At 73.4% G+C, this 20,910-nt stretch carries 15 protein-coding genes; 8 read left to right on the top strand and 7 right to left on the bottom strand.

Annotation, left to right across the window (positions count from 1 at the left end; all coding sequences use genetic code 11):
* Nucleotides 1-3: 3 nt before the first annotated feature.
* From ACSU6L_RS31560 to ACSU6L_RS31580, 5 genes are read right to left on the bottom strand one after another with little or no spacing between them, the layout of a single operon-like run.
* Nucleotides 4-615, bottom strand: a complete 612-nt coding sequence (locus ACSU6L_RS31560; protein ID WP_437062295.1) for a hypothetical protein — start codon at nucleotides 613-615, stop codon at nucleotides 4-6.
* On the bottom strand, nucleotides 612-917 hold the full coding sequence (locus ACSU6L_RS31565) for a gas vesicle protein GvpG (RefSeq protein ID WP_437062297.1): 306 nt from the start codon (nucleotides 915-917) through the stop codon (nucleotides 612-614). The genes ACSU6L_RS31560 and ACSU6L_RS31565 overlap by 4 nt, the downstream gene beginning before the upstream one ends.
* A gap of 4 nt (nucleotides 918-921) precedes the next feature.
* Complete coding sequence (locus ACSU6L_RS31570) at nucleotides 922-1,674, bottom strand: GvpL/GvpF family gas vesicle protein (protein ID WP_437062299.1); 753 nt, start codon at nucleotides 1,672-1,674, stop codon at nucleotides 922-924.
* Nucleotides 1,671-2,273 carry a gas vesicle protein GvpJ gene (gvpJ, locus tag ACSU6L_RS31575; RefSeq protein ID WP_437062301.1) on the bottom strand — a complete coding sequence of 201 codons (603 nt, stop codon included), beginning with the start codon at nucleotides 2,271-2,273 and terminating at the stop codon, nucleotides 1,671-1,673. Before gvpJ ends, ACSU6L_RS31570 begins: the two co-directional genes overlap by 4 nt.
* Nucleotides 2,274-2,306: 33 nt before the next feature.
* The gene (locus tag ACSU6L_RS31580) at nucleotides 2,307-2,624 is read right to left on the bottom strand and encodes a gas vesicle protein (protein ID WP_437062303.1); all 318 of its coding nucleotides are present in this window, start codon (nucleotides 2,622-2,624) and stop codon (nucleotides 2,307-2,309) included.
* A gap of 162 nt (nucleotides 2,625-2,786) precedes the next feature.
* On the opposite strand from ACSU6L_RS31580, the gene ACSU6L_RS31585 reads away from it, so the two are divergent.
* Genes ACSU6L_RS31585 through ACSU6L_RS31595 form a run of 3 tightly spaced genes read left to right on the top strand, consistent with a single transcriptional unit; the run spans nucleotide 2,787 to nucleotide 9,916 of the window.
* Nucleotides 2,787-4,313, top strand: a complete 1,527-nt coding sequence (locus ACSU6L_RS31585) for a hypothetical protein (protein ID WP_073941835.1) — start codon at nucleotides 2,787-2,789, stop codon at nucleotides 4,311-4,313.
* A gap of 31 nt (nucleotides 4,314-4,344) precedes the next feature.
* Nucleotides 4,345-5,226, top strand: a complete 882-nt coding sequence (locus ACSU6L_RS31590; RefSeq protein WP_437062305.1) for a hypothetical protein — start codon at nucleotides 4,345-4,347, stop codon at nucleotides 5,224-5,226.
* Between the two features lie 58 nt (nucleotides 5,227-5,284).
* Nucleotides 5,285-9,916 (top strand): hypothetical protein, encoded by a 4,632-nt coding sequence (locus tag ACSU6L_RS31595; RefSeq protein ID WP_437062307.1) that lies wholly within the window; start codon nucleotides 5,285-5,287, stop codon nucleotides 9,914-9,916.
* A gap of 325 nt (nucleotides 9,917-10,241) precedes the next feature.
* On the opposite strand, the gene ACSU6L_RS31600 is transcribed toward ACSU6L_RS31595, so the two are convergent.
* Together ACSU6L_RS31600 and ACSU6L_RS31605 are read right to left on the bottom strand one after the other, a co-directional pair.
* Nucleotides 10,242-11,072 (bottom strand): IclR family transcriptional regulator, encoded by an 831-nt coding sequence (locus ACSU6L_RS31600; protein WP_437062309.1) that lies wholly within the window; start codon nucleotides 11,070-11,072, stop codon nucleotides 10,242-10,244.
* A 684-nt stretch (nucleotides 11,073-11,756) separates the two neighbouring features.
* Complete coding sequence (locus tag ACSU6L_RS31605) at nucleotides 11,757-12,350, bottom strand: hypothetical protein (protein ID WP_437065129.1); 594 nt, start codon at nucleotides 12,348-12,350, stop codon at nucleotides 11,757-11,759.
* Between the two features lie 417 nt (nucleotides 12,351-12,767).
* Between ACSU6L_RS31605 and ACSU6L_RS31610 the strand changes: the two genes are divergently transcribed.
* From ACSU6L_RS31610 to ACSU6L_RS31630, 5 genes are read left to right on the top strand one after another with little or no spacing between them, the layout of a single operon-like run.
* Entirely contained in the window at nucleotides 12,768-15,818 is a 3,051-nt protein-coding gene (locus tag ACSU6L_RS31610) for a nitrate- and nitrite sensing domain-containing protein (RefSeq protein WP_437065131.1), read from the top strand.
* Nucleotides 15,815-16,252, top strand: a complete 438-nt coding sequence (locus ACSU6L_RS31615; protein ID WP_437062311.1) for a roadblock/LC7 domain-containing protein — start codon at nucleotides 15,815-15,817, stop codon at nucleotides 16,250-16,252. Before ACSU6L_RS31610 ends, ACSU6L_RS31615 begins: the two co-directional genes overlap by 4 nt.
* 9 nt (nucleotides 16,253-16,261) lie before the next feature.
* The gene (locus ACSU6L_RS31620) at nucleotides 16,262-16,657 is read left to right on the top strand and encodes a DUF742 domain-containing protein (protein WP_437062313.1); all 396 of its coding nucleotides are present in this window, start codon (nucleotides 16,262-16,264) and stop codon (nucleotides 16,655-16,657) included.
* A 24-nt stretch (nucleotides 16,658-16,681) separates the two neighbouring features.
* Nucleotides 16,682-20,314, top strand: coding sequence for a hydantoinase B/oxoprolinase family protein (locus ACSU6L_RS31625; protein WP_437062315.1), 3,633 nt, complete (start codon nucleotides 16,682-16,684; stop codon nucleotides 20,312-20,314).
* The gene (locus ACSU6L_RS31630; RefSeq protein ID WP_437062317.1) at nucleotides 20,295-20,900 is read left to right on the top strand and encodes a GTP-binding protein; all 606 of its coding nucleotides are present in this window, start codon (nucleotides 20,295-20,297) and stop codon (nucleotides 20,898-20,900) included. Before ACSU6L_RS31625 ends, ACSU6L_RS31630 begins: the two co-directional genes overlap by 20 nt.
* Nucleotides 20,901-20,910: the final 10 nt, after the last annotated feature.

Consider the following 20,910-nt stretch of genomic DNA (forward strand, 5'->3'; position numbering starts at 1 on the left):
GGGTCACCGTCCTCGCCGCGAACGGGTGGCGCCGCCGCCCGAAGAAGCCCTCTTGGCAGCGGTCTTCTTGGCCGCGGTCTTCTTGGCGGCCGTCTTCTTGGCTGCGGCCTTCTTCGCCGGGGGCTTCGGGGCCGTCCTGCGGGCCGGGGCCGTCCGGGCGGGCGGCTTCAGATCACGGGCCTCGTCGTCGTACGCGTCGTCGTACTCGTCATCCTCCGCGTACTCGTCCTCCGGGTAGTCCTCGTAGTCGTCCTCCCCGTAGTCGTCCTCCCGGCGCCCGGCGCGCGCGTCGACGGAGCCCGCCGCGCCGTTGAGGGCGTCGGTGCGGTCCCGGAGGGCGTCGGCGAGGCCCGTGAGCCGGCGGTTGGCCGCGCCGGAGACCGCCGTGCGGCCCGCCTGCATCAGCTCGCCGCGCACCTGGTCCGACAGCTCCTGGAACTGCGGGGCCTCCTGGAGCCTCGCCAGGCCCTGGGAGACCAACTGGGCGGGGGAGACACCGAGGCGCCGCCCCGCGAGGTAGGAGCCGACGACCAGGGCCAGCTTCCCCTTCTTCGTCCGTCCCAGGAGGTAGCCGCCTGCCACGGCCGCCGCCATGGCCACCTTCATTTCGTTCATGGTTGCCTTCTCTGTGCGCGTTCGGGCTTCGTCCTCTGTGGGGGCTCGGGCCTCGTCCGAGCGCGGCCGGGGGTGTCCGGAAGGCCGTCCAGCAGGGTGAGCAGCCGCTCCTCCTCCCGCTCGAAGGCGGCCTCGTCGATGACACCCTTGTCCAGGGCCTCGTTGAGCGCGGCGAGTCGGGCCCGCACGCGCCGCGGATCGTGGGCCTGACGCCGGGACTCGGCCAGCAGGTGGTCGGCGACCCACAGGGTGCCGCGCACCGGCGCGAGGGGTAGCAGCAGGAGACCGCTCACCAGTCCCATCGGGTCACCGCCCCGCAGGGGTGGGCCGCGGGTCGACGAAGCTGTAGCACGGCAGGGGCCCGGTGACGCTGAGCGCCAGCCGGTCGCCGTAGACGCGGGCCTGGTCCGCGACGGCGTCCCGGAACCGCCGCTCGTCCGCGGCGCGCAGCAGGAACGACGTGCTCAGCACCTGGTCGTCGTCGACCTGGCCCGCCGCCGTGCGCCGGGCCAGGGGGGCCAGCCGGGCGAGGACCTGCCGCGCGGCGCGGCGCGCCTCGCCGCGCACACCGCGGGCGAGCGCCTCGCCCAGCCGTACGTTCGTCTGGTAGTCGGGGCTGCGGCGGGCGCGGGCCGCCAGGGCGCCCAGGTGCTCGTCGCGGCGTACGAGCTGGGCGAAGTAGCCGGGGACGACCGTGCCCTTGAGATTCATCTCCACGCAGTCCCGTACGCCGTCCAGCTGGCGGAGGAGGGTCCGCCGGTCCCCGCGCAGCTGGGCGCGCAGGGCCTCGGAGTCGGGGCTGACCACCGCGAACCGCATGGGCAGGAGCGGTCCCTGGCCGGCGAGTTCCGCCAGCACCGCCTGATGGGCCGCCAGGTCACGGCGCCGGGGACGCAGCCGCTCCGGCGGCGTGGAGACCACCGCGCACAGCCCGGACTCGGTCAGCAGCCGGACCGGCGCGCCGGCCACGCCCGCGGTGCGCGGCCCGGCCACGCCGGCGGGGGTGATGCCGTAGACGTACAGGGTGCCGAGCGTGGTGACGGCAGTGCTCACCGTCATTCCTCCTCTTCCTCCTCCGCGCGCCGGCGGGGGCGGGGACGGGGGCGGTCCGGGCGGTCGCGCTCACCGCGTGCGGGGCGCTCCGCGGGCGGCCGGCGGCGCGGACGGTCGGGCCGCCGCTCCGGCCGCCGCCCCTGGCCGCCGCGACGGCCCGCGGGCTCCCGCTCCGGCACCTCGTCCTCGTACGCGCCCCCGTGGTCGCCGTACTCGCCGTACCCGCCTTCGTATTCGTCCTCGTCCTCGGCCCGCCCCTCGGGGGGAGTGAGCAGACCGCGCACCTTGTCGCTCAGCGTCCGCCCGGCCCGCTTCGCGCCCGCCTTGCCGAGCGACCTGGCCATCGGCGCGCCGAACAGTTCCGGCACGGTCTTGCTGCGCGCGTCGTGCTCCAGGTCGAGGCGGTTGCACGCCTCCGCGAACCGCAGGTAGGTGTCGACGCTGGCGACCACGATCCGGGCGTCGACCTTGAGGATCTCGATGCCGACGAGGGAGACGCGGACGAAGACGTCGATCACCATCCCGCGGTCGAGTATGAGATCCAGGACGTCGTAGAGGTTTCCGGCGCGGGGGGCGCAGACGACCTCTTCTTCATACGTGATCATGTGCTGTCCTTCCGGCGGGCCGCGAGGGGCCGGTCACTGGTCCTGGGCACCGCGCCGGTAGCGCGTGATTCGGCGGTACTGCGTCAACTCGCCCGTCGAGTCCAGTTCCACCTCGTAGACGGCGAGCAGGCTGGTCGTGTCGGGGATGCGCGCCAGCTCCAGGACGTCGATGTTGACGATCCAGCCGTCGTCGTCGGTGCGCCGCACCGCGGAAACGCCCTCCAGGCGGTGCCGGATGAGAGCGCTCAAGCTCTCGGCGGCCCGCTCGGCGGCGTCGCCGGCACCCCGCGGCGCGTGCCCGCGCTCCGGGGCGGTGGCCGTGCGGCGCCGTCGCTCGCCAGGTTCCGTCATGCTGCCCACTCTGGCCGGTGCGCCCGGCGAGCGCGTGCGGAGTTGGACCATCCGGGCCATGGGCGGGGAGCTCGGCGGAGAACGGCCGGTTTGACAGCGCGGCGGTGGGCCCCCTCTGCGTCGTTTGGGTCGTTGTCAGACCGAGGACCTAGTCTGTGCACCGTGACTTCGCCTGCATCGACGGACAGCGTTCCGCCCCAGCTCAGCGCGGGGCCGCGCCCCGCACCGGGCCCGGCCGCCGACGAGGGACTGGCGCGGCGGCTGCGCGCGCTCGCCTGCACCGCGCCGCTGCACGACCTCGACGCGCGCAAGGCGAACCTCGCGGGCGAGTACACGGTGTACGGCATGGCGGAGATCGCCCTCGCAGCGATCGACCTCGTCACCCTCAACATGGACTTCGACACCGGCGCCGACCACGACCAGGTCGTCGCCCGGCTCGTCCCCCGCGTCGCCGCGCAGGCCCCGGGGCGGCCCGCCGCCGAGCACGAGCGGGTGGCCCGCTGGGTCCTGGAGAACCTGATCAACGTCGGCAGCGTCGACCGCGGCTTCCGCGCGGTGTACGGCACCTTCGCCCCCGACGGCACGTACGTCCGCCGTGACTACGACTTCAAGCTGATCGAGGAGGTGCCCGGCCCCGGCGGCAGCGTCTACCTGCGGACCACGGACGAGGCGGTCAACGTCCTCGTCGGCGCCCTCGACACCGATGTCACCAGCGCGCAGATCGCCGCCGAGGTCAAACTGGAGGTGCTGATCAGCCGCGGCCGTCTCGCCGACGCCCAGCTCGCCGCCGAACAGGCCCGGTACCGCACCGTGCAGTACTCGGAGACCCTGCGCAAGGCGCTGGACGCCACCCGGCGCAACGTCCGCGCGGTGGACTGGCTCACCGCCGTCCCCGACATGATCGCCGAGGCCCTGGACCACGTGGCCGACCGCTACCGCCACGAGAACGCGATCCTCACCAACATCCGCAAGGCCCGCGACGAGTCCGAGGACCCCGAGCACAAGCGGCGCGCCGCCGAGCTCGTCGACATCGTCAAGGACTGCATCCGCCGCCACACCCAGCTCCAGTCCCGCCTGCTGGAGGCCGGCCCGCTGTTCCGCGCCGAGCAGGACCGGCAGGCCTTCGCGACCCCCGCCGCCACCTCGGGGACGGACCTGTACGGCCACCTCCTCGCCCCGATCCTGCCGCTGCCCCTGGAGCAGGCGATCCGCGTCACCGACGCCTACTTCGCCAAGGGCACCGGCCTGCGCACCCCGGTGTCCGTCCGGGTCGGGGACCTGGTCGACATCCTGTTGACCCCGCCCGTCGAGCGGGAGCACCTGGGCGCCGAGATGCCCGAGCCCGACCTCATCGCCACCCCGGACGACAGCCGGTTCAGCGAGGAACAGCTGGCCGCCGCGATGGAACTGCTGGACCTTCCGGCCGACGCGCCGCGCAGGCTGTCGGGCCTGCTGGCCCAGGCCCGGCGGCAGGACCCCGACCTGCCGTACCTGGTCGCCCTGCTGGCCGTCCACGCGGCCAGCCCGCCCGTCGGCACCGCCTACCGGCAGGGCGAGGAGAAACTCCTGTTCGCCGTGGACGACGGCACCGAACTCGACGATCCCGAGTTCGGGGGCGCCGACCTCATCGTCGGCACGGCCCTGCTGGACGCGGCCGGCATGGCGGCGGACAGGACGGAAGCAGCATGAGTGAGCACCAGCGCAACAAGGAGCACCGACCGTGACCGAGCACGTCGAGTGGAGTGAGCCGGAGGCGCCTGCCCCCTCGGCGCAGGCCCCCGTCACCCCCGCCGACGCCGCCGACGCGGCGCGGCTCGTCGCCTTCGGGCTCCAGCCCAAGCTGCTGCCCGCCCGCGACCAGGAGTACGCCGACCTGCTGCGCCGCTACCGGGAGGACCCGCCGTTCGCCCGCCTCGCGGACGCCGTCGCCGCGGGCCTCGGCCTCGTCGTCCTGGAGGTCTCCCCGCGCGCGGGCATGGCGGTCACCGCCGCCGAGGACTCGGTCTTCGCCGTGCGCATGAGCGACTACGCGCGTCGCACCGCCGCCGACTCCGGCGACCGGTTCCTGCACGGACTGGCCCACCTCGCCGTCGCCGCGATGGCGTTCCCGCGCCCCGAGGACCTGGCCGACGACGGCTACATCGGCCGCGTCACCGTCAACGGCGTCGACGCCTTCGTCCGGCAGGCCTGCCGCCGCCTGGAGGAACGCGCCGCCGAACAGGGCGAGAACACCGACCCCGCGACCGACGCGCCCGGCCTGGAGGCCGCCTGGCGGATCTGGGCCAGACGCAGCGCCACCGGCGCGACGAAGGACGCCCGCCGGCCGGCCGCCTCCACCACCGGCATCGTCGCCAAGGCCGTCACCTTCCTCACCGACTCCGGCTTCCTCCAGCGCACCGGCGACGAGAGCGGCGGCACCTACCGCACCACTGCCCGCTACCGGCTCCAGGTCCGCGACATGGCGGGCAACGCCGCCATGGCCGAACTACTGGAACTGGGCGTCGTCCCGGTCACCGACGGCACACCGACCCTGCTGCCCGCGGACGAGACCGACGACCTCGAGCTGGTGGCCGACGCGGGACTGCCGTTCCACTCCGGCTGATCCCCCGCCCCCGCGCCAAGAACCTCCCCGATCTGACGAAGCCTTACGAGAGTCCGCCATGTACGAGCTGTCCCGGGTCCGCCTCTACTCCATCGGACCCGCCGGTGCGCGCTACGCCGACACCGTGCTTGACCTGCGCGGTGTGGGCGAGCCCGTGCCCGACCCCGCACCCACCCAGGCGGAGTTCTTCGAGGAGGAGCCCGTCGGACCGCCGCGCCGGCCCGCGCCCGCCGGGGTCCTCTTCCTGGAGAACGGCGGCGGCAAGTCCGTCCTGCTCAAGCTGATCTTCTCCGTGATGCTGCCGGGCCACCGCAACACCCTCGGCGGCGCCAGCTCCGGCGTGCTGCGCAAGTTCCTGCTCGCCGACGACTGCGGCCACGTCGCCCTGGAGTGGCAGCACGTGCAGACCGGCGAGTGCGTGGTCGTCGGCAAGGTCAGCGAGTGGCGCGGCCGGCAGGTCTCCAACGACCCGCGGAAGTTCGCCGAGGCCTGGTACTCCTTCCGGCCCGGCCCCGGCCTCACCCTGGACAACCTGCCCGTCGCCGAGGCCACCGCCGTACGGCCGCCCGCCGAGGGCCAGTCCGGCGCCCAGGGCCGCCGCCGCACCATGAAGGGCTTCCGGGACGCGCTCACCGAGGCCGGCAAGGCCTACCCGCACCTGGAGGTGCACTGGGAGGAGATCCACGACCGGTGGATCGAGCACCTGGGCGACCTCGGCCTCGACCCCGAACTCTTCCGCTACCAGCGGGAGATGAACGCCGACGAGGGCGAGGCCGCCGGCCTGTTCGCGGTGAAGAAGGACTCCGACTTCACCGACCTGCTGCTGCGCGCCGTCACCGACACCCGCGACACCGACGGGCTCGCCGACCTCGTCAGCGGCTTCGGCAACAAGCTGGGCCGGCGCGCCGAACTGATCGCCGAACGGGACTTCACCGCCGGGTCGGTGGACCTGCTCGGCCGGATCGTGGAGGCCGCCGAGGCCCGCTCCCGCGCCCGGGACGTGCACACCGGGGCCGAGCGGAGGACCCGCGTCCTCGCCCGCCGGCTCTCCGCGCGGGGCGCGCAGGAACGGGTGCGGGCCGCCGACCTCGCCCAGCGGGTCACGGCCGCCGCCTACGCCGTCACCCACGCCGAGAACGCCCGTGAGCGCAGCGCCCTGATCACCGCCGAACTCGCCTACCGGCACGCCTCCCTGGCGCTCGCCGCCGCCGAGAAGTCGGCCGCCGCGCAGAAACGCGAACTCGCCGACGCGCGCACCCTGCACTCCGCGTGGCAGGCCGCCGAGGCCGTACTGCGCCACCGCGCGGCCGCCGACCGGGTCGCCCGCGTGGCCGCCGCCATCCAGGAGGCCGAGCGGGACGCCGCCCCCGCGCTCGCCGCCCGCACCAAGGCCGCCGTCGACCTCGTCCGCGCCCTGCACGCCGCCGCCGAGAGCGCCGAGACGCTCGCCAACGAGGAGGAGGAGCGCTCCGCCGCGCTCCAGCAGGCCGGCGACTCCGCCTACCGGGACTCCACCGCAGCCGCCACCGAGGCGCAGCGCGCCCGGAGCGAGGCCGGACACCTGCGCCAGCGGCTCGACGAGGTCGAGCAGGAGACCGCCGAGGCCGTCCGCGCGGGCTGGCTCGACGACAGCGCGCCCGACGCCGACCCCGCGCGGGCGGCCCTCGCCGCCAGCGACGCCGAGAAGGCCGCCGTCGCCGCCTGGGACACCGCCCGCGAGGCCTCCCGCTGGGCGACCGAACACGCGCGGGAGGCGGCCTCCGCCGAGTCCCGCGCCGAACTCACCGCCGCCCGCGCGGCCGACGCGGCCACCGCCGCGGAACGGTCGTACGAGGGCGAGCGGCGCACCGCCGAAGCGCTGGCAGCCGAGGAACGGCTGGCGGAACTGCTGAGCCTGCCCGGGGCCTCCGCCGGGGCACGGGCCCTGGTTCCGGCACCGCGCACGGGCGCGGACACACCCGCCGAGGGCGCCGCCCGCTGCGAGGGCACCCTCACCCCCGAGGAACTGGACCGCTTCGCCGACGAACTGCGTGAACTCCTCGACGACACCGTCTCCTCCGCCGAACGCCAGCTGTTCGACCTGCGCACCGCCGCCGCCGACGACTCCCGCATCCTCGGCGCCCTCGGTGACGGCGGACTGCTCCCGCCCGGCCCGGACGTGCTGGCCACCGTCGAATACCTCGGCGAACACGGCATCCCGGCACTGCCGGGCTGGCGCTACCTCGCCCAGGCCGTCGACCCCGCCGACCACGCCCGCGTCCTCGCCGCGCGCCCCGAACTGGTCGACGGCGTGATCATCACCGACCCCGACTCGCACGCCCGCGCCCGGGACGCGCTGAGCGACGCCGCCCTGCTGCCCCGGTCCGCCGTGGCCGTCGGCACCGCCGCCGCCCTGCTCGCCCCGACACCGGCCGCCGGCACCGACACCGGCGACGTCTTCCTCGTACCGCCGAACCCGGCCATGCACGACGAGCACGCCGCCGACGAGGAGCGGCAGGCACTGCGCGCCCGGGCCACGGAACGCGACGAGGAGATCCGCGCCCTCGCGGCCCGCCTCGGCAAGGACCGCGAACTGGCCGCCCGGCTCGCCTCCTGGCGCACCGGCTGCCCCGCCGGACGGCTCACCGAACTCGCCCAGGCCGCCCGGGAGGCACGCGCGTTCGCCGAGGAGACCGAAGCCGAACTCGCCGAGGCGCGCACCGCGCGGGCCGAGGCCGAGGAGGCCGCCGCCGAGGCGGCCCAGGTCCGCGACGAGAAGCAGGAGGCCGCGCAGAAGGCCCGGCGCGCCGCCGACGCCCTCGCCGGACTCGCCTTCCGGCTGCGCGAGCGCGCCGGCTGGCAGGTCAAGCTGCGCGAACTCGCCGACGAGGCCACCGAGTCGGAGGCCCGCGCCCAGACCTGCCTGGAGCGCGCCCGCGCCGCCGACGAGGACCGCCGCGCCGCCCAGCGTGCCGCCGACGACGCCCGCCGCACCGCGCGGGCCCTGCGCGCCGAGCGCGCCGAGATCGCGGGCGCCCCCGACGACGTACCGGACGACGGCACCGACGCGCCGAAGTCGTCCCTGCCGGCCCTGCGAGAGGCCTACCGCGCGGCCTCCCAGGTGTACGAGAAGGTCGGCGTCGGCGCCGACCTGCGCGCCGAGCAGGCCCGCGCGGAGAGCGACGAGAGCGCGGCGCGCGCCGAACTGGACCGGCTGAGCAACAAGGTCCGCACCCGCGCCGAACAGCTCCTCCAGTCGCCAGACGGCTCCGACGGCCCGTCCCGGCAGGCCGCCGCCGCCCGCGCGGAGGAACTGGTGCAGCTGCTGGAGACCCGCATGTCCAGCGCCAGCGAGCAGCTGGGCCGGTTGCGCGGCGAGGCCGAACGGCACGCCCCCGAGGACGCCGAGGCGCACACCGAGCTGCCCGAGGAACTGATCCCGCGCGACGCCGAGCACGCCCAGGGCCTGCTGCGCACCGCCACCGGTGAACTCGCCTCCCGCACCGAGGCGCTGGCCCAGGCCCGCGAGGCGCACGCCGAACTGCTCGCCGCCCACCGCGCCGCCGAGGACGCCGCCGGCGGCTTCGACGAGATCGCCGCGCTCCTGCGGGACCTGCTGCGCGAGCACGCCGCCGAGGAGGAGCAGGAGCAGCCGGAGCCGTACCCGGGCACCCTGGAGGAGGCCCGGCAGTCCGCCGCCGAGGCCCGCCGGTCGCTGCGCGGCTGCGCCGCCGACCTGTCCGCCGCCGAGGCCGCCGTCCGCGAGGCGAGCGACGTCCTCGTCCGGCACGCCAACTCCACCCGCTACGAGCAGGTGCGCACCCCCGCGCGGCAGCAGATCCGCGAACTGCCCGCCGCCGCGCTGCCCGAGCACGCCCAGCGCTGGGCCGACGCCTTCGCGCCCCGGCTGCGCGTCCTCACCGACGAGCTGGCACAGCTGGAACGCAACCGGGACTCGATCGTGGACCGGCTGCGCGGACTGGTCGAGTCGTCGCTGGCCACCCTGCGTTCCGCGCAGCGGCTGTCCCGGCTGCCGGAGGGACTGGGGGAGTGGTCCGGGCAGGAATTCCTGCGGATCCGCTTCGAGGAACCCGACCAGGCCACCCTCACCGAACGGCTCGGCGAGGTCGTCGACGAGGCCACCCGGGCCGCGGTCAAGAAGAACTCCGACCTGCGGCGCGACGGCATGTCCCTGCTGCTGCGCGGAGTCGCCGCCGCGCTCCAGCCCAAGGGCGTCGCCGTCGAGATCCTCAAGCCGGACGCCGTGCTGCGCGCCGAGCGCGTCCCCGTCGGGCAGATGGGCGACGTGTTCTCCGGCGGCCAGCTGCTCACCGCGGCCATCGCCCTGTACTGCACGATGGCGGCACTGCGCTCCAACGACCGGGGCCGCGACAAGCACCGCCACGCGGGCACGCTGTTCCTCGACAACCCGATCGGCCGCGCCAACGCGACGTACCTGCTGGAGCTCCAGCGGGCGGTCTCGGATGCGCTCGGCGTGCAGCTGCTGTACACCACCGGCCTGTTCGACACCACCGCGCTCGCCGAGTTCCCGCTGGTCATCCGCCTGCGCAACGACGCCGACCTGCGTGCCGGCCTGAAGTACATCAGCGTGGAGGAGCACCTCCGCCCGGGACTGCCCCAGCAGCCCCAGGCGGGGGAGGCGGTGCACAGCGAGATCACGGCGACGCGGATGTTCAAGCGGCCTGCCTAGCGCCAGCACCTCTCCGGGCCCCGGATCGGGCACCACGATCGTGTGCACCTCGACAGGCGCGCCCTTCTTCACGGCGACTACGGCACGGACCTCGTGTGGCACGACAAGCTCCTCTGCCGTTGCGCATTACACGATGGGTTGCGTGATGAGGAACATGCTGAGAACGCCGTCGACGGGCCGTCAAGGGGTGCGGGTCAACGCAGCGCAAAACGAGCGGGAGGGCTGAGAGCCCGACGGCATCGCGAGCGCGGGACCGGTGAGTCCCGGTCCCGCGCTCGTGTGCGGGAGGTGAAGTCGCCTTGTGCCGCGCCGCCTTGTCCGTATGTCAGAAGCCGTAGCCCATCCGGCGCGACAGCTCGGCGCCCGCCGCCGCGGTGCGCTTGGCCAGTTCCGGCAGCCGGTCGGCGTTCAGCCGGTAGACCGGCCCCGAGACGCTGATCGCGGCGATGACCTTGCCGTCGTGCGCCCGCACCGGCGCCGCCACGGCCGCCAGCCCCAGCTCCAGCTCCTCGACGGTGACCCCGTAGCCCTGCTCGACCACCGCTTCCAGCTCGCCGCGCAGCATGGAGGCGCCGGTCACCGTGCGGTCCGTGAAGCGGGGCAGCGGCCTCGCCAGCAGGCCCTCGCGCAGGGTGGGCGGCATGTGCGCGAACAGCACTTTGCCGCTGGAGGTGGCGTGCAGGGGCGTGCGCCGGCCGAGCCAGTTCTGCGCGGTCACGGACGCGGTGCCGCGGGCCTGCATGATGTTGACGGCCGCGTCGTCGTCCAGGACGGCGATGTTCACCGTCTCGCCCAGCTCGTCGGCGAGTTCCCGGCACACCGGGACGCCCTCCTGCGAGATGTCCAGCCGGACGGCCGCCGCACCCGCCAGCCGCAGGACGCCGGCCCCCAGGTAGTACTTGCCGCGGTCCTTCGCCTGGGCCACCAGGCCGCGGTTCTCCAGGACGCCGAGCAGCCGGAACGCCGTGGACTTGTGCACCTCCAGCTCGTCGGCGATCTCGGTGACCCCCGCCTCGCCGTGCCGGGCGAGGATCTCCAGGACGCTCACGGCACGGTCCACCGACTGCACGGCGCTGGGGGCACCGCGTCCGCCCTGCCTCGCCGCGCTCCCGGCTTCCGCGTCGCCGTGGTCGGAGTGTTTCTGCGTGCGGGCCATAGTTCGACTCTCACCACCTGACGGCCCGGCGTGGGCCGCATTTGCGGGAAACCCTTGACGCGACGGTCGCCCCGCCCGGGATTCTGTTGCGCACAGCGCTCGTGCATGCGCCATGTGAAACATCATGTTATCGAAGCGTCCGTATCCCGGAAGGGGACGTGTCCCGAGCAGGGCACCCGGACCGGCTGTCCTGGGCCAGGGCACCCGACCGGCCGGACCTCCCGGACCGAACGACGGTCCGTCACTCCCTGAACTTCCCGACTGCCTGGACCAAGAGGTCCCGGACCCCGCGTCCCGGACCGAGAGGGGGCCCGTGATACCCGTCTGCCGCCTCGAAGACCTCCCCGAGGGCGAGTCCGGGTGGGGGGAGATGTGGTGCGGGTCGTCGAGGGAGAGGTGCCCTGGCCCTGCGCGGGGGCACCGGATTCCTCGGCGTCGACTCCGGCCTCGGCGTCGACTCCGGCCGCGTCGAATCAAGCCTCGGCACCGACAGTGGTCCCGGCACCGACACCGGCCCTCGCCACCGGCGGCTTCCTCGCGCTCTACGACCGGGAGGGGCGTACGACCGCCGTCCTCGCCGTCGACCGGCCCCCCTTCATGCGGGCCCCGTCGCGAACTCACATGCAGAAAGGGGCAGATGAACCGCGCCGGACTCTGAACCTCCGGATGGAAGGGCCACGCCCGTCACGAATGGGACAGCTGCTCCGCGCCGCCGGTCCGGCGTATTCGCTCCTGCGTCCGCTCGGCGGCCCGGGCCTGCCGACGCATCCGGCGCCGCTCGCGGCGCAGCGTTCGTGCGGTGCTGCTCGGTGCGGACACCACGCCGTTGCGCTGGCTCCACACCTGGCGCGTCACCCACACGTCGAGCACTCCCCACGTGGCCACCACCGTGCTGGCCACGCTGCTCAGCACCATGGGGAACGCCAGCCAGGATCCGGCCAAGGTGCTCAGGAAGGCCACCATCGCCTGGATCAGCGTCACGGCGATGATGAGCACCGCCCGCACGGCGGCGGTACGCACCGGGTCGGGCAGCCTTCGCCGCTTCGCGGGTTCCTCGACCCACAACGGCCGGTACTGCGGCCGTTCCCGGGCGTCGTCGGGCTCCCACGACCTGGGGGCGACCACCGTACTCACGGCCCGAACAGCACCCTCGTCCGCGGTCGTATCCGCCCGAGTGCCGACCGGAACGTCGCGATCCGGAACCTTGGTGCCCCGCTCCGCCGTCACGTGCGCCGCCGTACCCCGCGCGGGTGCCTCGCGTCGCTCCGCCGTGCCCATCACCGTGTCACTCCCCACCGCCAGCAGCCCGCTCGCCGGTCCGAAGACCCCGACTCCCCAGTGGCTGCCCGGCTTGCGCTGTTTTACGCCGCCGGGGTGCGGGTTGCGGCTCCTGTGGCCGATTCCGCCCCCATTCCCTGCCATGAAGGACGAACGGCACTCCCCGAAGATTCCCGACCAGCGAAAAATTCCGGCCAATCGTCCGGTCCAGACGATCGCGCCGGGCGGCTCCCACGGCACCGGAATGCGGGAGGCAATCTCCCGCAATGACCCGACAACTCCCCATGCTCGGCGCCCAGTACGGAAGTTCGCCTTCCGGATCGTCCTTCGAGTTACGTGTGCGTCGGTAGTAGGCTCGCGCCGTTTGTTGACGCACAGGTGTACCCCCTGCCGGTGGGGGTCGAGCTGGGGGAGGCCATGCGCTTTCGCGGGAAGTCCATCCGCCGGAAGATCGTGGCGCTGCTTCTCGTGCCGTTGGTGTCCCTGACCGCGATCTGGGCCTTCGCCACGGTACTCACGGGCCGTGAGGCAGGCCGGCTGTTCAGTGTGTCGTCCCTCGTCGAAGAGATCGGGTACCCCACCGAGGACACCGTCCGCGTCCTCCAGCAGGAACGCCGCCAGACCCTCGTCTACCTCGCCGATCCCCGCGCCTCCAACGGCCTCGCCGCCCTGAAACGCAGTCAGGCCGCCACGGACGAGGCCGTCGCCGAGATCCGTGAGAACGCCCGGGACTCCGAGGTGCGCGACGCCCTCGGTGACGCCGGCGAGCGGCTGACCGCCGTACTGGACGCGTTCGAGGGCATCGAGGCCCTGCGGCGCAGCGTCGCCGACGGCACCGTCAACCGCTCCCAGGCCTTCGTCCTGTACAACCGGCTGGTCGACCCCTGCTACTCCCTGCTGAGCAGCATCCACGTCGTCGACAACGTGGAGATGGACACCCAGCACCGAGCCCTCGTCAATCTCTCCCGCGCCCGCGAACTGCTCTCCCGCGAAGACGCCCTGCTCGGCTCCGCCCTGGTCGTCGGCAGGCTCACGCCCGGCGAGATCCGCCAGATCTCCGACCTCATCGCCCAGCGCACCCTGCTGTACGACGTCAACCGGTCCCTGCTGCCGACCGCGGACCGGGACCGGTACGAGCGGTTCTGGAAGAACGCCGAGACCGCGCCCCTGCGGGTCGCCGAAGAGGCCGCGGTGAAGACCCGGTCCGGCATGCCCAGCGGCGTCACCGCGCAGAGCTGGGACACCGCCGCCGGGACCGTGCTCGAGGAACTCGGCACACTCGACGACGAGGCGGCCGACCGCTACCAGGAACGCGTCCGGCCCATCGCGACCGGCGTCATCGTCAAGGTCGTCGTCGCCGGCGTCCTCGGCCTGGCCGCACTGCTCGTCTCCCTCTTCGTCTCCGTGCGCATCGGCCGCGGGCTCATCCGCGATCTGCGCCAGCTGCGCCTGGAGGCCCATGAGGCGTCCGGCGTCCGGCTGCCCAGCGTGATGCGCCGGCTCTCCGTGGGCGAGCAGGTCGACGTGGAGACCGAGGTCCCGCGGCTGGAGTACGACAAGAACGAGATCGGCGAGGTCGGCCAGGCCCTCAACACCCTCCAGCGCGCCGCCGTCGAAGCCGCCGTGAAGCAGGCCGAGTTGCGTGCCGGTGTCTCCGAGGTCTTCGTCAACCTCGCCCGTCGCAGCCAGGTCCTCCTGCACAAGCAGCTCACTCTGCTGGACACCATGGAGCGCAGGACCGAGGACACCGAGGAACTGGCCGATCTGTTCCGCCTCGACCACCTGACCACCCGCATGCGCCGGCACGCCGAGGGCCTGGTGATCCTCTCCGGCGCGGCCCCGTCGCGGCAGTGGCGCAAACCGATCCAGCTCATGGACATCGTGCGCGCCGCCGTCGGCGAGGTCGAGGACTACGAGCGGATCGAGGTCCGCCGGCTGCCGCGCGTCGCCGTCACCGGTCCGGCGGTCGCGGACCTCACCCATCTCGTGGCCGAACTCCTGGAGAACGCGACCGTGTTCTCCCCGCCGCACACCGCCGTCCAGGTCGTGGGCGAACGGGTCGCCAACGGCTTCACCCTGGAGATCCACGACCGGGGCCTCGGCATGGCGGCCGAGGCGCTCCTCGACGCCAACCTCCGGCTCGCAGAGACCCCGGAGTTCGAACTGTCCGACACCGACCGGCTCGGACTGTTCGTGGTCAGCCGGCTCGCCCAGCGGCAGAACGTCCGGGTCTCGCTCCAGCCCTCCCCCTACGGCGGCACCACCGCTGTCGTCTTCATCCCCGACACGCTGCTGACGGACGACGTCCCGGACACCAACGGCGTCGGCTTCCGTCTCGACCGGCCGCGGCCCCCCAAGGACGCCGACGCCGAGAGCGGGCGCAGGACCGCGCTCTCCCAGGTACCGGTGAAGCTGCCCGGGCTGCCCGCCTCGCTGCTGGACGGACCGGTCGAACTGGAGGCGCCGGTCGACCTCGACGCGATCGAGGACTTCCCCGGTGTGCTCGACAGCGAGGAGAGCGAACGCGGCGGGCTGTTCCGCCCGCGCCGCTCCCTCGTCCCCATGGACGAGGAGACGCCGGGCCGCCCCGGCGACCGTCACCACACCGCCTCCGGCGTCCGTGACACGTCCGCCACCGAGGGCCGGGACGACGACCGCCTCGACGCTCCCGTCCCGCTGCCCCGCAGACGCACGCCCAAGCTGGTCAGCTCGCACGGCCGCCCGGTCACCGAGCAGCGTCCACGCCGAGCGGAGCGGGACGACGAGCCTGCGACCGGCCCGACCTCGCGCCACCCGGAAGCGGACCACCTGGCTCCGCTGCCGACCCGCCGCCGCGGCAGCTCCCCGCTCGGCCGCACCGCCGGCTCGCCGGGGCCCCTCGACGGCCGCACCGACTCCCGGGACCGCCCCGATCCCACCACCGCGCCGAGCCGCCGGGACTCCATCTCCCCGGCCCGCGAGCCGAACGACGACACCGCGCCCCCGCGCCGCGCCCTCAGTGGCCCCACCGCTTCCCCGCCCCGGGCCCTGACCGGCCCCGCCGACTCGCCGCCGCGAGCCCTGGGCCGTCCCACCGAGACCCAGGCCCTGGGCAGCCATGCCGATCCGCAGGCCCCGGCCCCTGGCGACCACACCGCCACCCGGTCCGGAGGCCCTGGCACCGGCGCCCCCCGGGACGACGCACCAGGCACCAGCCGGCGCCCCGAACCCGAAGAGCCCGGTACCGGCTCCGACCCGCTGCCCCGACGCGTACGGCAGGCCAGCCTCGCGCCGCAGCTCAGACACGACCCGGCACGCCGTCGCACCGACGACGCATCGGCACCCGCCGAGCGGGACGCCGACGAGGTCCGCAGCCGTATGGCCTCGCTCCAGCGCGGCTGGCGGCGCGGCCGTGAGGAGAACGCCGCGGGCGACGACGCCCACAGCGGCACAGCACCACAGGGAACGACTAAGGGGGACGGTCGATGACCGCACCGAAGGCGACCGACCACGCCACGACCGGCAAGTCCGGCGAGCTGAACTGGCTCCTCGACGACCTGGTGGACCGCGTGGCAAGCATCCGCAAGGCCGTCGTCCTGTCCGGCGACGGACTGCCCACGGGGGTGTCCAAGAGCCTGACCCGCGAGGACAGCGAGCACCTTGCCGCCGTGGCCTCCGGATTCCACAGCCTGGCCAAGGGCGTCGGCCGCCACTTCGAGGCGGGCAGCGTCCGGCAGACGATGGTCGAGCTCGACGACGCCTTCCTGTTCGTCACGGCCGCCGGCGACGGCAGCTGCCTCGCCGTCCTCTCCGACGCCGACTCGGACATCGGCCAGGTCGCCTACGAGATGACGCTCCTGGTGAAGCGCGTCGGGACGCATCTGGCCACCGCTCCGCGCACCGACCTGCCCGCGGGCGGGTAGTGGGATGACATGAGCGCAGACGGTCAGGCAAGAAGCCACTGGTTCGACGACGAGGCAGGACCGGTCGTCCGTCCCTACGCCATGACGCGCGGCCGCACCAGCCATGCGGCCCAGCACCGCCTCGATCTGATCGCGGTGGTCGTGACGGAATCCCACGCGGACGACCCGGAGACGGACCCGACGCTGTCCCCGGAACACGTGGACATCGTCGGACTGTGCCGTGACACGCCCCAGTCGGTCGCCGAGCTCGCCGCGGAACTCGACCTTCCGATCGGTGTCGTACGGGTCCTGATCGGCGACCTCGTGGACGCGGAACTCGTCCATGTGACCCGCCCCGTCCCCCCTGCCGAGCTGCCGGACGAGAGTATTCTGCGCGACGTGATCAACGGCCTCCGGGCGCTGTGAGCAGCGCGGAAGCGAGGTGGAGACGTGACAGGCTGGCAGTTCTGGGTGGACCGGGGCGGCACCTTCACCGACATCGTCGCGCGGCGTCCGGACGGCCGGCTGCTGACCCACAAGCTGCTGTCGGACAGCCCGGCCTGGTACGACGCGGCCGTCGCCGGTGTACGTGAGCTGCTGGCGGGCTCCGAGGAGCCCGTCGACGCCGTACGCATGGGGACGACCGTCGCCACCAACGCCCTGCTGGAGCGCAAGGGCGAACGCACCCTCCTGGTCATCACCCGCGGTTTCCGCGACGCCCTGCGCATCGCCTACCAGAACCGCCCCCAGATCTTCGCCCGCCGCATCGACCTGCCCGAGCTGCTGCACGAGCGGGTCGTCGAGGTCGACGAGCGCATCGCCGCCGACGGCACGGTGCTGCGCGCCCCCGACCTGGAGGCCCTCGCCGGACCGCTCCGGCAGGCGTACGACGACGGGATCCGTGCCGTCGCCGTGGTCTGCCTGCACAGTCATCTCCACCCGGCGCACGAACGCGCCGTCGGTGACCTCGCCGTCCGCATCGGCTTCCCGCAGATCTCGCTGTCCAGCGAGGTCAGCCCGCTGATGAAGCTCGTGCCGCGCGGTGACACCGCAGTCGTCGACGCCTACCTGTCGCCGGTGCTGCGCCGCTACGTCCGGCAGGTCGCCGACGAGCTCCACGGCGTACGGCTGATGTTCATGCAGTCCAACGGCGGCCTCACCGAGGCCGGCCAGTTTCGCGGTAAGGACGCCATCCTGTCCGGACCGGCCGGCGGCATCGTCGGCATGGCCCGCATGTCGCAGCTGGCCGGCTTCGACCGCGTCATCGGCTTCGACATGGGCGGCACCTCCACCGACGTGTCCCACTTCGCCGGCGCGTACGAACGCGTCTTCACCACGCGGATCGCCGGCGTCCGGCTGCGCGCGCCGATGCTCGACATCCACACCGTCGCGGCGGGCGGCGGCTCGGTGCTGCACTTCGACGGCTCCCGCTACCGCGTAGGGCCGGACTCGGCGGGCGCGGACCCGGGCCCCGCCTGCTACCGCCGCGGCGGCCCGCTCACCGTCACCGACGCCAACGTCATGCTCGGCCGCATCCAGCCCGCGCACTTCCCCCGCGTGTTCGGCCCCGGCGGCGACCAGCCGCTCGACGCCGCCCTGGTCCGCGACCGTTTCGCGGCCCTCACGAGGGAGATCCACGAACGCACGGGCGACGACCGCACCGCCGAGCAGGTCGCCGAGGGATACCTGCGGATCGCCGTCGCCAACATCGCCAACGCCGTCAAGCGGATCTCCGTCCAGAAGGGCCACGACGTCACCCGCTACGCCCTCACCACCTTCGGTGGGGCGGGTGGGCAGCACGCCTGCATGGTCGCCGACTCGCTCGGCATCCGCACCGTCCTCGTCCCGCCCATGGCGGGAGTCCTCTCGGCCCTCGGCATCGGCCTCGCCGACACCACCGCCATGCGGGAACAGTCCGTCGAGGCGCCCCTGGAGCCCGCGGCGATGCCCGGCGTCCTCAAGACCGCGGACGACCTGGAGGCCGCCGCCCGCGCGGAACTCCTCGCCGAGGACATCCCCGAGGACCGTGTCGAGGTCACCCGCCGCGCCCAGCTCCGCTACGACGGCACCGACACCGCCCTCACCGTCCGGCTCACCGACCCCGCCGGCATGCGGCAGGACTTCGAAGCACGTCATCGCGCCACGTACTCCTTCACCCTCGACCGCCCGATCGTCGTCGAAGCCCTCTCGGTGGAAGCCACCGGCCTCACCGCACCCCCCGATCTCTCCGCCCTCGCCCCGTACGAGGGCCGCACCGCCGCCCCGGACACGGTCCGCCTCCACACCCGCGGAACCTGGCGCGACGTACCCCTGCACCGCCGGGAGGCACTGCCGCCCGGCGAGGCCGTCACCGGCCCTGCGATCATCACCGAGGCCAGTGCGACGACCGTCGTCGACCACGGCTGGCAGGCCACGGCCACCGACGACGGGCACCTGGTCATGGAACGCACCGCGATTACGGAGAGTTCCGACGCCGACACAAAAGTCGATCCCGTTCTCCTCGAAGTCTTCAACAACCTCTTCATGTCGATCGCCGAGCAGATGGGCGCCCGCCTGGAGTCGACCGCCCAGTCCGTCAACATCAAGGAACGCCTGGACTTCTCCTGCGCCCTCTTCGACCCGGACGGAAACCTGGTGGCCAACGCCCCGCACATCCCCGTCCACCTGGGCTCCATGGGAACCAGCGTCAAGGAGGTCATCCGTCGGCGGGGCTCCCGGATGCGCCCCGGCGACACCTACGCCGTCAACGACCCGTATCACGGCGGCACCCACCTGCCCGACGTCACCGTGATCACCCCCGTCTTCGACAGCAACCGCCCGTCGGACACGGAGGGTGACCGGATCCTGTTCTACGTCGCCTCCCGCGGCCACCACGCCGAGATCGGCGGCATCGCCCCCGGCTCGATGCCCGCGGACAGTCGCACCATCGAGGAGGAAGGCGTCCTCTTCGACAACTGGCTGCTCGCCGAGAACGGCCGCTTCCGCGAGACGGAGACCCACCGCCTGCTCACCGAGGCGCCCCACCCCTCCCGCAATCCGCGGACCAATCTCGCCGACCTGCGCGCCCAGATCGCCGCCAACCAGAAAGGCGTCGACGAAGTCACCCGCATGATCGAGGACTTCGGCCTCGACGTCGTCCAGGCCTACATGCGGCACGTCCAGGACAACGCCGAGGAAGCGGTGCGCCGCGTCATCGACGCCCTCGACGACGGCGAGTACGCCTACGAGACCGACTCCGGCGCCGTCATCCGCGTACGCGTGCGCGTCGACCGCGAAAGCCGCTCCGCCACCGTCGACTTCACCGGTACCTCAGCCCAGCTGGCCACCAACTTCAACGCGCCGTACGCCGTCGTCAACGCGGCAGTCCTCTACGTGTTCCGCACCCTGGTGGCCGACGACATCCCGCTCAACGACGGCTGCCTGCGCCCGATCCGGATCGTCGTGCCGCCGGGCTCGATGCTCGCCCCCGAACCGCCGGCGGCGGTCGTCGCCGGCAACGTGGAGACCTCCCAGGCCATCACCGGCGCCCTGTACGCGGCGCTCGGCGTCCAGGCGGAGGGCTCCGGCACGATGAACAACGTCACCTTCGGCAACGAACGCCACCAGTACTACGAAACCGTCGCCTCCGGCTCGGGCGCCGGCGACGGCTTCCCCGGCGCGAGCGTCGTCCAGACCCACATGACCAACTCCCGGCTGACCGACCCGGAAGTCCTCGAATGGCGGCTGCCCGTGCTGCTGGAGGAGTTCTCGGTCCGCCGCGGCAGCGGGGGCGCGGGCCGCTGGCGCGGCGGTGACGGAGCCGTGCGCCGCATCCGCTTCCGCGAGCCGATGACGGTCACCACGCTCTCCCAGCACCGCCGCGTCCCGCCGTACGGCATGGCGGGCGGCGAGCCCGGCGCCCTGGGCGCCAACCGCGTAGAGCACGCCGACGGCACGGTCACCGCCCTCGGCGGCAGCGACACCGTGTCCGTCGGCCCCGACGACGTACTCGTCGTCGAAACCCCCGGCGGCGGAGGCTACGGCCCCCCGTCCACCCACCCCCAGCGAGCAGGAGAAGAGATCGATGATCTTCGGGCGTTCTGAGCGCGGCAAGCCCCCGGTCGAGCCCGTCACGCTCAAGATCCTGGTGGCCGGCGGCTTCGGCGTCGGCAAGACCACCCTCGTCGGAGCGGTCAGCGAGATCCGACCGCTGCGCACCGAGGAACCACTCACCGAGGCCGGACGCCCGGTCGACGACCTCAGCGGTGTGGAAGGCAAGCACACCACCACCGTGGCGATGGACTTCGGCCGCATCACGCTGCGCGAGGACTTGGTGCTGTACCTCTTCGGTACGCCCGGTCAGGAGCGGTTCTGGTTCATGTGGGACGAACTCTCCGAGGGCGCGCTCGGCGCGGTCGTCCTCGCCGACACCCGTCGGCTGGAGGACTGCTTCGCCGCCGTCGACTACTTCGAGCGCCGGTCCATACCCTTCCTCGTCGGGGTCAACTGCTTCGAGGGAGCCGCCCGTTACCCGGCGGACGAGATCCGCAGGGCCCTCGATCTGGACGACGCGGTTCCCCTGCTGCTCTGCGACGCCCGGGACCGCGAGTCGGTCAAGGACGTCCTGGTCGGCGTGGTCCGCCACGCGATGGCCCACGCGGCGGACCGCCGTCAGGCCGTCACCACCTGACGCGGCCCAC

This window comes from Streptomyces sp. enrichment culture, assembly GCF_964272855.1.
Lineage (GTDB): Bacteria > Actinomycetota > Actinomycetes > Streptomycetales > Streptomycetaceae > Streptomyces.

Excerpts from the sequence above, each read along its gene's own strand:
- ACSU6L_RS31560 (WP_437062295.1), bottom strand. The coding sequence starts at position 615 with ATGAACGAAATGAAGGTGGCCATGGCGGCGGCCGTGGCAGGCGGCTAC.
- ACSU6L_RS31565 (WP_437062297.1), bottom strand. The coding sequence starts at position 917 with ATGGGACTGGTGAGCGGTCTCCTGCTGCTACCCCTCGCGCCGGTGCGC.
- ACSU6L_RS31570 (WP_437062299.1), bottom strand. The coding sequence starts at position 1,674 with ATGACGGTGAGCACTGCCGTCACCACGCTCGGCACCCTGTACGTCTAC.
- gvpJ (WP_437062301.1), bottom strand. The coding sequence starts at position 2,273 with ATGATCACGTATGAAGAAGAGGTCGTCTGCGCCCCCCGCGCCGGAAAC.
- ACSU6L_RS31580 (WP_437062303.1), bottom strand. The coding sequence starts at position 2,624 with ATGACGGAACCTGGCGAGCGACGGCGCCGCACGGCCACCGCCCCGGAG.
- ACSU6L_RS31595 (WP_437062307.1), top strand. The coding sequence starts at position 5,285 with ATGTACGAGCTGTCCCGGGTCCGCCTCTACTCCATCGGACCCGCCGGT.
- ACSU6L_RS31600 (WP_437062309.1), bottom strand. The coding sequence starts at position 11,072 with ATGGCCCGCACGCAGAAACACTCCGACCACGGCGACGCGGAAGCCGGG.
- ACSU6L_RS31605 (WP_437065129.1), bottom strand. The coding sequence starts at position 12,350 with ATGGGCACGGCGGAGCGACGCGAGGCACCCGCGCGGGGTACGGCGGCG.
- ACSU6L_RS31610 (WP_437065131.1), top strand. The coding sequence starts at position 12,768 with ATGCGCTTTCGCGGGAAGTCCATCCGCCGGAAGATCGTGGCGCTGCTT.
- ACSU6L_RS31615 (WP_437062311.1), top strand. The coding sequence starts at position 15,815 with ATGACCGCACCGAAGGCGACCGACCACGCCACGACCGGCAAGTCCGGC.
- ACSU6L_RS31620 (WP_437062313.1), top strand. The coding sequence starts at position 16,262 with ATGAGCGCAGACGGTCAGGCAAGAAGCCACTGGTTCGACGACGAGGCA.
- ACSU6L_RS31630 (WP_437062317.1), top strand. The coding sequence starts at position 20,295 with ATGATCTTCGGGCGTTCTGAGCGCGGCAAGCCCCCGGTCGAGCCCGTC.